The organism is Glaciimonas sp. PCH181 (genome assembly GCF_003056055.1).
Classification (GTDB): domain Bacteria; phylum Pseudomonadota; class Gammaproteobacteria; order Burkholderiales; family Burkholderiaceae_D; genus Glaciimonas.
In genome coordinates this window covers 2,498,910-2,512,194 of the sequence record NZ_PYFP01000001.1, presented here as the reverse complement: position 1 = coordinate 2,512,194, position 13,285 = coordinate 2,498,910, and the positions used below count along the sequence as shown (strand labels likewise).

Here is a 13,285-nt window from a genome sequence, read left to right as displayed (position 1 = left end):
CAATCAAGAGTCGGTCAATTATAAAAAGAGACGAATATGAAAGATAAAGTATTTAGCAAGCTCGCGTTTTTCGTCGACGCTTGTATTCAGCGGCGTGTAAGCGTAACGGTGGCATTCACAATAGCGACGCTGATAATGGCTTTTTTTGCGGTACAGATTAAGGTCAAGACTGTATTTGACGACTTACTCCCGCAAAACCATCCCTATGTACAGGTCAATAAGCAATTCCGTCAAGATTTTGGCGGCTCTAACATGGTCAGCATCAAGCTGGAAATCGACAAGGGTGATATTTTTCAAACGCCGGTGCTGGAGAAAATAAAAAAATTGACGAATGATCTGGCGCTGGTAGACGGCGTCAATCCATTTCAAATTCTTTCGCTGGCTTCTAGCAAGTTAAAAGAAATCAAGGCGACAACAGATTCCATCGAAACTAAGCCGGTGATGTTTCCCAACGTACCCCACACCGCAGCGGAGATGGAAGTACTCAAGAGCAAGGTGTTAAATAGTCCTTTGATCTACGGCTCATATGTGTCCCCAGACCTGAAAGCCGCGCTGATTACAGTCGATTTTTATGAAAATGCGATCGACTACAACAAAATTTTTCCACAGATTATGACTCTCGCTGATTCCTTCGTGGGCGATGGCGTGCGTGTCAGTGTCGTCGGTGAGCCGATATTATTCGGTTGGGTTAACCATTATGTGCCTGAAACCATCCGCATCTTTCTGACCACCCTGGCTTGCCTGCTGGCGCTGTTATTTCTGACTGCCCGCACTTGGCGTGGCACCCTCCTGCCTTTACTAGCAGGACTGACCAGTTCAGTTTGGGCATTGGGTGCGGCACAACTGATTGGATTTAATCTTGATCCGCTGGTGATCGTAATCGCATTTCTGATCACAGCGCGCTCGATATCGCACTCAGTACAATTGGTAACGCGATTTGGTGATGAGTTGGCGGCTGGCGTCCCTTCCACCAAGGCGGCAGCTAGTTCGGCAATGCTGCAGTTATTCAAACCAGGCATGTTGGGCGTCATCGCAGACGCCGGTTGCATGATAGTGGTGGTACTAACGCCAATTCCACTTATGCAAAAAATCGCATTGATTGGAACCATTTGGGTACTAACGATTTCGATTTGCGCTTGTGTGATGACACCTGTGTTGCTGTCTTGGGTCAACATTTCTAACGGTTATGCGCATCCTATTAATATCTCAAAGCTGCTCGAACGGGTATTGAGTTTTTGTATTTACGTGACCACGTCCGGCTGGCGCTATGTTGTCTTAGTGGGTGCGGCGGTGATTTTTATCGGCTCTGGCTTGTACGCGTTTAACTTGCAGGTTGGAGATGCCGATGCGGGATCGCCAATCCTTTGGCAGGACTCGCGTTATAACCGTGATGCGGCAGATATTAACCGTCAGTTTCAGGGCGCAGACCGCATGTACGTGGTTTTTTCGGGCGAGAAGCCCGGTGATGTCAAGGAACCTGCGGTACTAGCGAGCATGTCGTCGATGCAGCGATTCATGGGCGCGCAACCTCAGATTGGGGGCAGCCTGTCGGTTGCCGATGTTTTACCTATCGTCAATCAGGTTCTACGCGAAGATAACCCGCGCTATCGTCGGTCGGGCAAAACAGCAACCGAAAATGCCGAGTTATTTTATATGTGGGCGCCAGATTCTGGAGATGCCGCCCGGTTTATGACGCCGCAGCTTCAGTTCGCCCCGGTTACCTTTTTCTTCAAAGATCACCGCGGTGACACGATACGTACCGCAATTTCCCGACTAAAGAATTTTATCGCTGACAATCCGGTTGAGCATGGTAAATACGTGTTGGCGGGCGGATTGGTCGGCATTACCGCCGCCGTCAATGAAGTTATTTTTTCAGGTCAGATTGAGAGCATCGCATTTGCGCTGCTGGTGCTTGTTATCTGTTGCACTGTAGCCTACCGGTCAACGCGGGCCGGTATTTTTTTCCTGGTGCCGGTGCTTATTTCAAACACGATTACTTTCAGTGTTATGGCCTGGCACGGGATCGGTATGACGCTAAGTACGCTGCCGGTCGCCGCTCTGGGTATCGGTTTAGGTGTTGATTACGCGTTTTATGTCGTCGACGCGATCCGTGAAGAATTACACCACCATGATGATCTTAAAGCTGCGATTGCCCGTGCCTTGCGTACCGCAGGTAAGGGCGTGCTCATTACTTCTCTGACGCTGACGACCAGTGTCGTGCTGTGGTTTGCATCATCGTTGAGATTCCAGGCTGAAATGGGGATTTTGATGGCGATCTGGTTATTTATTTCGGCGTTTAGTGCTTTGTTCATTGTGCCAGCAATGGTTTACGTTTTCCGTCCTGAGTTTGTGGTTGGCAAAAGGAAGGCTGATGCTAAAGCTAATGCCTCGGATTCCCGTAGCGCTTTGGAAAGTCAGGTCGTGACGGCTATCGTCAATACACCCTAACGATTTGAAAAATCTCATTTTGGCAGTGGAGGCATGAGCGAGCGCATAAGGCGTTTGCTAAAGGTGTTTTTTTTAAAAATATACGAACAATAACGAGGTGGGAGACATAATGAAAATAGAAAGAAAAAAAAACCAGAAATACGCAACCGTTGAAAGTGATTTCAGCGTTGGCAATTTTACTGGGATCTGTGGGAACGAGTGCGCTGGCTGCCGATGAAAATACGTTGACGCCTGATAACAGTCCACTGGTTGCGGCTGCAACTACACCGAACGACACGATTAGTCAGAACTATTTCAAGATCGGCGGTTTCGTGCGGACTTGGTTGTCATGGAACTTACAAGATAATCGTGATCAGACCTCGCCTTTACCCGGCCAACCTGCATTTAGTGCTTTGGGTGGCAAAGGCAAGCTCATGATGGCTCGCGGTAGTATTGAACTTGCCGCGGATTTCAGGACCGGCCCCATCACTTGGCGTGCAGTCGGACGGGCTGATCGCGAGCTCATCACCTCCTATGAGAAGAATCTTCAAGATCGCTCTTGCTACAGCGCCACGATCGCCGGTTCACCAACCGGGCCCGGTTGCAGTGTGCGCGGCCAATACGACCAAGAGGAGTTGCGCGAATTTTATGCTGATTTCAAGGTGGGCGAACGCGTGACGGTAAGGCTGGGCAAACAGCAAGTTGTATTTGGGGAAACCGATTTTTTTCATCCAAACGACTTGCTGCACGGGTTTGATTATCGCTGGCGTTTATTTGGTGAACCTGAAAGTGACGAACTGCGGAAACCTCTGATTATGGCAAACGTCAAGATCGCCATCCCCGAGGCTCAGGGCACGCTACAGGTTGTGGTTCGGCCCGGTTGGGACCGTAACAAAGATATCGGAAATACCTACGATATTTACGGTGGCCGATGGAGTGGGTCGCCGAACATGGGCGTTGATTATCTCGCCTACGCTACCCAATTCAATTACGATCATCCTTCGGGGAGAGCCAAAGATGTTACCGGAGCACTTCGTTGGTCGGGAGAGGCGGGGAGTCTAAATTATGCAGTGGGTTATCAACGCGTATTTCAACCAGATTTTGTTCTTAATCCTTGCGGCGTATTCGCCGGAGCGGCCCAACGGGATTCAACTGGTTGCGTAAAGGGCTTGTATTACCAACAGGCACCGACTAATAAGGCATATGGCGATTGGATTTACCCGATCATTGACGTCCTGGGTTTCAGTGTTAGTGCTGAAAGTAAACCTCTGGATGCGATTCTTAATTTTGAACTGGCTTATCAGTTTGGTCGTTTATTCAATTCGAACTCAAATGTCAGCGGCACACCCAATACTGGAGGCTTTTTCCAGATACCGAATAATGCTGGAGTGATGGGGCCAATCGTTAAAAAAGATGTCATCCAAACGACGTTTCGCGTGGATAAGCAATTACGTTTGCAGAATTGGTTCGGTACCAACGGTCCTTCTTTCGCTTCGGCGCAAATTTTTGACACCTGGATTCAGAATTTTAACAATAATGACGATGCAGTCGCAGCGGTTAGTTCGGCGGCCAAACTGAGGAAGCACAGCACCATCGGAACAGCTTTTATTCAGTTTCCGTATATGAACTCGCGGTTAACATATCAAGTGGCGGCTGGAGCCGAGTTTCAGGCCCGAAATGCCTTTTTAATTCCTAGCGTCTCCTACAATATTGGCAACCATTGGCGTCTTTCAGCCGATGCAGTATTTTTCTATTCGCAAAATGCGCGCACCAATAATATCTCTGATCCTGGCAACCAAAGCTCTGGTTTTGCCGCGCTCAATAATCACAACTACGCCACCCTCCGTGCGACCTATCAGTTCTGATAAAGAAAAGGAAATCCGCAATGCATAACATCGCCCTGTTTGATTCATGCGTTTCAAAAAAGAGAACTAAAATAATGCCTATCCCTAATTTGCGATATCCCAAAGCCCTGTTGGTAGCTAGCTTGCTCGCAATGAGTTCGCCGCTATTTGCGGCAGAATTACCCGAGGGTACTGTCATTAGCAAAGCCAACATTGACAGTATCCAGAACGACACCTTTATGGGCCATAAGATTAGTGATCTTCTGACCGAAAAGATGGCGTGGTTTGTGCGTAATCACAACAAAAAATATCCCTTAGTAAAAAGCCCGCCGCTCGTGCTGGATGCAAAGTATTGGGAGGCCACAAAAAAATATTCAGGGCAGGTTAAATTTAATACTCAGACGCGAGAAGTAACCGGCTACGTGGCAGGCAAGCCGTTTCCAGACATCGATCCGGCAGATCCTTTTGCCGGCGATAAAGTCATCTGGAATTACTATTATGGCGCGTCAACCGGATCGGATATTAATCAAGATGTGATGTTCACATTGGCGAATAAAAGTGGTTATGAATCCAGTTCACGCTGGACCTATCAACGGATTTATAACAAGGGACGCTTGTGGGATGGCGATAGTGCGTTTTCCGATAAAGATGTGCTGAACAAGTTGGTTTTGGTTGCTTTAACGCCGCAAGATCTGAAGGGTGTCGGTACATTTACAACGCAATATGACATTGCCGGTAAACCGGATGATCAGTGGGCGTATATTAAATCTGCGCGACGCATTCGTCGACTATCGGGAAATGCGTGGATGGATAACGTCGGCGGTTTCGATTTTATTAATGACGATATCAACATCTGGAACTCGCGTCCTTCGAAATATAAATCCATCAAACTGCTCGGAAAACGCTGGATTCTTGCCAATATCGACTACTCAAAGGTCAATGCAGCGCGAGTGACATCTAAAGCCGGAACAGCTGGAGAATGGCCGCAAATTGACTACAGCGATCCGATTGCCCAATCAGTGCAAGGCGTGACGCCTGTTGAAGTGTGGGTCGTTGAGGGAACTCCACCTCCTGAGCATCCATACAGCAAGAAAATCGTGTATGAAGATGTGAATACCAATGTTATTTATTACGGCGAAGCTTACGATAAAAAAGGAGAATTTTGGCGTTGGCAGAACTATCACTTCGAGCAACGTCGCGGAGCCAAGTCGGGCATGAAATATATTTCAGTTGCCGGTGGTGAATACGCAGATCTTAAGGCCCAGCACGTGACGTTTTATATGACGCCAGGTGTCAATGATACCGGGCTGAACGCGACAACCTTCAACGCAGATATTCTCGAAACATTGCAGTAAAAGCGGATAAGCTCTGCGCCGATTTTTTTTGGTGGCGCAGAGTCCGTTCAGTATTCCTATTCGCGCGTGTCCCCCTGACGACCGAGTCAGTTTTATCACGATTGTAGTCATCCGATTTGGCCTGTGTGGTCTATAGCGCGATACAAACCTACACGACTTGAATTTTTCTGCGTTGATTTGATAGGGCTCGCAGATACACAAAATAATTAAATACCTACCATGACAATTCTCACTTCAAAACTATCCCCCCGCTCCTACGATTTCAACGCCAACAGTGCCGCTATGCAATTAATTGTCGACGATCTGCACGCTAAGGTTGCCCGGATTGCCGAAGGTGGCGGTGTCGCAGCCAGCGCTAAACACGTTGCACGTGGTAAATTGCTGCCGCGTGACCGGGTGCAGATGCTGCTTGACCCTGGCACGCCGTTTCTGGAATTCTCGCAGTTGGCGGCATATGCAATGTACGACAACGTAGCCCCATCAGCCGGTCTCATCACCGGTATCGGACGTGTCAGCGGGCTGGAATGCGTGATCGTCTGTAACGACGCCACTGTCAAGGGCGGTACTTATTATCCGATGACCGTCAAGAAGCATTTGCGGGCGCAAGAGATTGCTGATCAGAACAATTTGCCTTGTATTTATTTGGTGGATTCGGGCGGCGCTAATTTGCCGAACCAGGATAAGGTTTTTCCCGACCGCGATCATTTTGGACGGATTTTTTATAATCAGGCTAATTTGTCGGCCAAGGGCATTCCGCAAATTGCCGTGGTCATGGGATCGTGTACCGCAGGGGGCGCGTATGTGCCGGCGATGAGCGATGAATCGATTATCGTCAAGGAACAGGGCACCATCTTTCTGGCCGGACCGCCGTTGGTTAAGGCCGCAACCGGTGAGATCGTCAGCGCCGAAGAGTTGGGCGGTGGTGATGTGCACACGCGTTTATCCGGTGTGGCCGATCATCTGGCACAAAATGATTTGCACGCGCTGTCGCTGGCGCGCACCATCGTCTCGCATTTGAATCGTACTAAAGTATCGCAGATGGCATTGCGTGAACCGGTAGCACCATTGTTTGCCGCAGAGGAACTGTACGGCATCATTCCGACCGACGCCAGAAAACCATTTGATGTGCGCGAAGTCATTGCGCGGATTGTTGACGGTAGTGAATTCGATGAATTCAAAGCGCGCTATGGCACCACGCTGGTGTGCGGCTTTGCGCATATTCACGGCATTCCGGTCGGGATCATCGCCAACAACGGCATTTTATTTTCTGAGTCCGCGCTCAAAGGCACGCACTTTATCGAACTATGCTGCCAGCGCAAGATTCCGCTGGTGTTCCTGCAAAATATCAATGGTTTTATGGTCGGACAAAAATACGAGAACGAGGGCATTGCCCGCAACGGTGCCAAGATGGTCACCGCCGTTTCAACTGCTGCGGTGCCGAAATTCACTGTCATCATCGGTGGCAGTTTTGGTGCCGGTAACTACGGCATGTGCGGACGCGCTTTCGCGCCGCGTTTCTTATGGATGTGGCCGAATGCCCGGATTTCGGTCATGGGCGGCGAGCAGGCCGCCGGCGTATTGGCAACCGTAAAACGCGACGGCATCGAGGCCAAAGGCGGTAGCTGGAGTGCGGACCAAGAAGCCGTGTTCAAGCAACCGATCAAGGATCAGTACGAGGTGCAAGGTCATCCGTATTACGCCAGCGCACGCTTATGGGACGATGGCGTGATCGATCCGGCCGATACCCGGACGGTGCTGGGATTGGGACTGAGTGCGGCGTTAAATGCGCCAATTCGGAAGACGACATTTGGCGTATTTAGGATGTAGTGCGCGGATGTAAATCCGGAATTAATTCTCGGACCTCATCGCAGTTTAGCCATCCTTCGCCACCACGCCTATTCTTCTCGAAAGTACGCCATGTTCACCAAAATCCTAATCGCCAATCGTGGCGAAATCGCTTGCCGCGTCGCCGCCACCGCCCGTCGTTTGGGCATACAAACGGTCGCCGTTTACTCCGAAGCCGACGCCCACGCCAAGCATGTGGCGATGTGCGATGAGGCGGTACTGATCGGCCCGTCCGCGGCCCGCGATAGTTATTTGAAAGCGGACGTGATTCTGGCCGTGGCGTTAGCGACCGGCGCGCAGGCGATCCATCCCGGCTATGGCTTTCTGTCGGAAAACGCGGCCTTTGCCCGCTCTTGCGAAACCGCAGGTATCGTCTTTATCGGCCCGCCGGCATCGGCGATTGATGCGATGGGCTCCAAGTCCGCCGCTAAAACCTTGATGGAACAGGCCGATGTGCCATTGGTGCCGGGTTACCACGGCGAGAGGCAGGACGCGGACTTTTTGCACACGCAAGCTGACAGCATGGGCTATCCGGTCTTGCTCAAGGCCAGCGCTGGCGGTGGCGGCAAAGGCATGCGCATCGTTGAAAAAAGTGCTGACTTCAAGGACGCGTTGGTCTCTTGCAAGCGCGAAGCAATCAGCAGCTTTGGCGATGATAAGGTGTTGGTCGAAAAGTATTTGAACCGCCCCCGCCATATCGAAATTCAGGTATTTGCCGATCAGCAGGGTGAGTGTGTCTATCTGTTTGAACGCGATTGTTCGGTGCAGCGCCGCCATCAAAAAGTGCTTGAAGAAGCCCCGGCACCGGGTATGAGCGACCAACGCCGCAGTGCCATGGGTCACGCGGCGGTCACCGCAGCCAAGGCGGTCAGCTATGTCGGCGCGGGGACGGTGGAATTCATCGTCAATCAGGACGGCGCGTTCTACTTCATGGAAATGAACACGCGGTTACAAGTCGAGCATCCGGTGACCGAAATGATTTCCGGTACCGATCTGGTCGAGTGGCAATTACGGGTCGCAGCGGGCGAACCGCTGCCATTGACGCAAGCGCAATTGCAGATCAACGGTCATGCAATTGAAGCGCGGATTTATGCAGAAAATCCGGACAAAGGCTTTTTGCCGTCGATCGGCATTTTGCGCCATGTGCGCACGCCGTCAGCGGTCACTTTTACCCGCAACGACAATCCGGACAATAACCAGCCAGTGGCCGTTCGGATTGATTCCGGCGTGCGTGAAGGTGACACAATTTCACCTTTTTATGATCCGATGATCGCCAAGCTGATTGTTTGGGGCGCGACCCGCGCCGAAGCCTTGGCACGCATGGCGCAGGCACTGGCGGAATATCAAGTCGTCGGCGTGGCGACTAATATTGCGTTTCTGCAACGCTTGATCGGCAGCACCGCATTCTCAACAGCTGATCTGGATACCGGATTAATAGAGCGTAATCAGGAGGTCTTGTTTCCACCCACGCCGGTGGCCTCATTACCCGTGCTGGCGCTGGCAAGCGCCGCGTTGCTCGATGCCGAACAGCGCACCACCAACGCCGCGAATCCATGGTCCGCTACCACCGGTTGGCGTCTTAATAGCGTCTTGCAGCGTGCAGTCACCTACGCTAATGAAGCGCAACATTATGCGCTTCACATCGGTTATCACCGGACGCACTACACCATCAATACCAGTGCGAATAGCGCCGTAATACGCATCGTGGCCCAGAAGGAGAATGATCAAACGTCAGGCAATGCTGGCAAGAATTTCACCCTGACACTGGACGGTCAAACGGTACGCGGCACGGTGGTACGTGAAGCCGACACGTTTCATATCTTTACCGCAGGCACCCATACCACGCTGGTCTATACCGACCCAATGGCACATGCCGGGGAAGCCGAAATCGAAGGCGGTCGCCTGACTGCCCCGATGCCGGGCAAAATCGTCGCCATTCACGTCAGGAAAGGCAATACCGTCGAACAGGGTGCGCCGTTATTGGTGATGGAAGCGATGAAAATGGAACACACCATTTCAGCACCTGGCGCGGGCGTGATTGAGGAAATACTGTTTGAAGTGGGCGATCAGGTCGCGGATGGCACGCAGTTATTACGGCTGGTCGCGCAGTAAGTGAGGTTGAGACACTGCGGATAGCCAACCCGACGAATTCGTCATAGAGGCAGCAATTGACTGACGTAAGCGTCACGTATTGCACAAAAAAAAATCTTATATTAAAAAAAACCGAAAAAAATCAATGCCTTACTGGTTGGTATAGTTAATGCTAGCTTTGTCGTATAGTCACAAACGATTTGAAAAAAGTAACGTTGTTTGAGCAAATGGTAAGAACGGTTTGTGGAAGTGTGCAGGAATATGGGGTGTCTTTATGCGCCTTCAGAAAAATAAATATAGATCGATTGAAGATCAGTCATTTACGAGGAGACGATAACAATGTTGAATAGAGATTTATTGCACGCAGGTGCGGCCGAATCAAGGCCCGAAAATGCGGACCAGAAAAGCGTTAAATCAGGAAGTCTGTCAGGAGACGCTACGCGAATGTCGCGTCTGGTCGGTCGATGGATTGCCGAGATGCCGTGTTGCGACAAGGGGATTGAACGATGACTTCTCCTCAGCTTTTACCTGCAGGATTTGAAGACTTGGCGCCATTCGTTGCGTATTGGGTGCGCGACACGAATGACGAACGCTGGCAACAGCGCTCCAAGGCCTCGATGGAGGAAATTCAACATTTCTATGACCAGATGCTTGCGAGAGCGGAAGACGCGATCAGTTACCTCGATCAGTTTGCATTTGACGACATGCCGCAAGATGCCGCATGCCTCTTCAAGCTTGTTTTGGCTATTGCCCATGCTGCGATGGCTGTCGAGATGCACGGTCAGCCCCGGGCTCACCATGCGCAGTTACGGAGTGACTTGCATGTGTCTAAAGGACCGTGGCCGTATGGCGGTGGCGAACGCGCGCGGGATCGGCAAAAAATCATCAAGATAACGGAGAGACAGTTATGAACGACATGGTAATGGGGGCACATACGGGCGAAGCCGGTGCCAAGGACAGTTTTACGCTAGCGTCGGGCTTGGGAACCGGACCGGTCGCTGTAGATTCGTACATCTCGCCGGAATTTTTTGAACTGGAAAGAAAGCGCGTTTTTGGCAGATCTTGGTTGCACGTAGGCCGGATTGATCAACTTCCTCAAAAAGATAGTTATTTCGTTAAGGAAATTGAGATATGTAAAGCATCGGTGTTGGTCACACGCAATGAGGAAGGGAAAGTACAGGCCTTCCACAATGTGTGTTCTCATCGAGGCAACTTGGTTGTAACGGATGATTGTGGGGAAAGTAGTCGTTTTCGTTGTGCTTATCACGGCTGGACATATCAGAGCGATGGGAGTTTGGCGGGTGTGCCGGACCATAAAAATTTCTTTGATCTGAATAAAAAGAAATGTGGCCTGACAGCAATCGCGACCGACGTTTGGGAGGGCTGGATATTCGTTAATATGCAGCGCGAGCCCGAGATTAGTCTGAAAGATTTTTTAGGGTCTTACGGGGAATCATTCGCTGGAGTGCCCTATGGAAAAGATCATCAAACGCTCGTGATCGAGGCGCGCTTTGATGCCAATTGGAAATTGATTATGGACGCCTTCTCGGAGTCCTACCATGTGCCGGCAATTCACCCTGCCACGCTGGCACCGGGCTTCTCGCATGCAGTGCATAACAAATATGCAAGGCCTTTGAGCGGGCAAACCTTTGGTCTGCATTGTGCGTGGTCGGCTTACGGCAATCCGGAATATGCCCCTCCTCCCAACTCGGAAGTCGAGCGATTAGCTTGCAAGGTCGACACCGGTGGATTGCTGGGCAGTGATTTCAGCGAGGAAGTCCTGCAATTAAGAGCCCATCCGGCGGTGAATCCGACCAAAGAAGCCTGTTGGTCGGCAGACGTCACCGCGATTTTTCCGAATTTTAATATCGACTACTCGACAGGCGGCTACTGGACCCATGAATTTTGGCCCGTCGCCCACAATAAGACGCATTGGATTCTGACCATCCGCATACCAGCCGCAACCTCGGTACGGCACAGGTTGCAACTGGAGCATTACGCGGCACGTTGGGGTGAAATTGTATTGGAAGATGTGACCAACTGCGAGCGCATCCAGAAAGGGCTTGAATCTGGGGCCAAGGACGTGATGTATTTGCAGGACGGCGAATTCATGATTCGACATATGCAGGAAACCTTGCGCAAATGGGTCAATGCGGAAACGGTCGCTGAAGCGATGAAGTGATCGAGAATGTGTTGTCAATGACCTGATCGCATTCGTGCTGCAAAAAACCTGATCGTAATGTTGCGATCAGGTCCTCAAAAGTTTTAAAGTATCGAAGGTCAACATGACTAAATGGCAATGTGCAGTGTGTGGTTTTGAATATGATGAGCGAGAAGGGATGCCAGATCACGGAATCGTAGCTGGCACCCGTTGGAGTGACGTTCCAGAGAGTTGGGAGTGTCCCGATTGCGGTGTGGGGAAAGCAGACTTTGATATGGTGGAGATTGCATGAGCGCCTTCATTATGCTGTGCAACCTATGACGGACGGAGGGAGCTATTTATGCCGCCTATCATAATCGTTGGCAGCGGTCTGGCCGGATACACGTTTGCAAGGGAGTTTCGCAAGCTTGATACCGCCACCCGATTGACGATTGTTAGTCGGGATTGCGGCAGTTTTTACTCTAAACCGATGCTGTCTACGGCTTTACAGCAGAAAAAAGACCCCTCAGCACTTGCTAGTTTTTCTGCCATACAAATGGCCGAGCAGTTAGATGCTGAAATACTGCCCTTTAGCGCTGTGACAGAATTGGACCCGACGGGTCGGACCATCGAAGTTAATCAGCAGAAACGAGAATATCAGGCTTTGGTGCTAGCTTTAGGGGCCGACCAGCGCACATCAAATTTGTCAGGAACCGGTGTCGACGACATCGTGTCGGTGAACGATTTAGCGGATTACATCCGTTTCCACGGATTGCTTCGCAATGTCAGCCGGGTGGCGATTTTGGGCGCTGGTTTGATCGGATGTGAGTTCGCTAATGACCTGGCAATACATGGCATTAAAGTCGTATTGGTCGATCCTGCGCCATGGCCGTTGAGTCGATTTCTGCCGGAACAAGCGGGTCAATTAATGACCGACTCGCTCGCTGGCATCGGCGTCCAATTACGTATGGGCAGTGCGCCTGTAGCGGTTGATCGTATTGATAACGGATATCGTGTATCACTGCGCGGTGGTGATGTGATCGATGTAGGATTGGTTCTTTCGGCGATCGGATTGGTGCCGCGCACGGCGCTTGCTCACGCCGCCGGGCTTAACATTGGGCTTGGGATCGTTACCGATGCTTGTTTGCGCACTAGTGCGGAGCATATCTATGCATTGGGGGATTGTGTGGAGGTTGAAACCCTGCTGCTGCCGTATGTTATGCCTATCATGCATTGCGCTCGCGCATTGGCAAAAACGTTATCAGGAAATCTTAGCCCTGTGACCTATCCGATCATGCCCGTGGTTGTCAAGACACCGGCTTTGCCCACCATCTTGGCAGCTCCGTTAGAAAAAGGTGGAACGTGGGAGGTTAGTTATCCAGATGGCGGTCTGCGTGCGCTTTATCATAACGTCGACCATACACTGGGTGGATTTGCGCTGATGGGAAGCTGCGTCCATGAAAAAGGGGTGTTATCAAAGCAAATGGTAGCTTGAGGACTATCGGTAGTATGCGGTGGTTCTGTTGCATTAACACGCGAGAGGTAAGGTGAGGTTGCCGCTGGTTGGCCTTGGTGGGTTAATC

The 13,285-nt window shown here is 50.9% G+C and carries 9 protein-coding genes; all 9 read left to right on the top strand.

Annotated elements, in window-relative coordinates; translation table 11 throughout:
• Window positions 1–36 precede the first annotated feature (36 nt).
• The 9 genes from C7W93_RS11455 to C7W93_RS11415 all read left to right on the top strand — a co-directional run bounded on the left by C7W93_RS11455 (window position 37) and on the right by C7W93_RS11415 (window position 13,197).
• Window positions 37–2,448, top strand: a complete 2,412-nt coding sequence (locus C7W93_RS11455) for an RND family transporter (RefSeq protein ID WP_108440116.1) — start codon at window positions 37–39, stop codon at window positions 2,446–2,448.
• 392 nt (window positions 2,449–2,840) lie between these two features.
• Window positions 2,841–4,292, top strand: coding sequence for a DUF1302 family protein (locus C7W93_RS11450; RefSeq protein WP_201747198.1), 1,452 nt, complete (start codon window positions 2,841–2,843; stop codon window positions 4,290–4,292).
• Between the two features lie 74 nt (window positions 4,293–4,366).
• The gene (locus tag C7W93_RS11445; RefSeq protein ID WP_108440625.1) at window positions 4,367–5,626 is read left to right on the top strand and encodes a DUF1329 domain-containing protein; all 1,260 of its coding nucleotides are present in this window, start codon (window positions 4,367–4,369) and stop codon (window positions 5,624–5,626) included.
• Window positions 5,627–5,845: 219 nt separating this feature from the next.
• Complete coding sequence (locus tag C7W93_RS11440; protein ID WP_108440115.1) at window positions 5,846–7,453, top strand: carboxyl transferase domain-containing protein; 1,608 nt, start codon at window positions 5,846–5,848, stop codon at window positions 7,451–7,453.
• A gap of 90 nt (window positions 7,454–7,543) precedes the next feature.
• Window positions 7,544–9,583 (top strand): acetyl/propionyl/methylcrotonyl-CoA carboxylase subunit alpha, encoded by a 2,040-nt coding sequence (locus C7W93_RS11435; protein ID WP_108440114.1) that lies wholly within the window; start codon window positions 7,544–7,546, stop codon window positions 9,581–9,583.
• A 485-nt stretch (window positions 9,584–10,068) separates the two neighbouring features.
• The gene (locus tag C7W93_RS11430) at window positions 10,069–10,473 is read left to right on the top strand and encodes a hypothetical protein (protein ID WP_201747197.1); all 405 of its coding nucleotides are present in this window, start codon (window positions 10,069–10,071) and stop codon (window positions 10,471–10,473) included.
• Window positions 10,470–11,744: an aromatic ring-hydroxylating dioxygenase subunit alpha gene (locus C7W93_RS11425; RefSeq protein WP_201747196.1), complete on the top strand. Its 1,275-nt coding sequence runs from the start codon at window positions 10,470–10,472 to the stop codon at window positions 11,742–11,744. Before C7W93_RS11430 ends, C7W93_RS11425 begins: the two co-directional genes overlap by 4 nt.
• Window positions 11,745–11,847: 103 nt before the next feature.
• Window positions 11,848–12,015 carry a rubredoxin gene (locus C7W93_RS11420; protein WP_108440113.1) on the top strand — a complete coding sequence of 56 codons (168 nt, stop codon included), beginning with the start codon at window positions 11,848–11,850 and terminating at the stop codon, window positions 12,013–12,015.
• Between the two features lie 48 nt (window positions 12,016–12,063).
• Window positions 12,064–13,197 (top strand): NAD(P)/FAD-dependent oxidoreductase, encoded by a 1,134-nt coding sequence (locus C7W93_RS11415; RefSeq protein WP_108440112.1) that lies wholly within the window; start codon window positions 12,064–12,066, stop codon window positions 13,195–13,197.
• The last annotated feature ends 88 nt before the right edge of the window (window positions 13,198–13,285 follow it).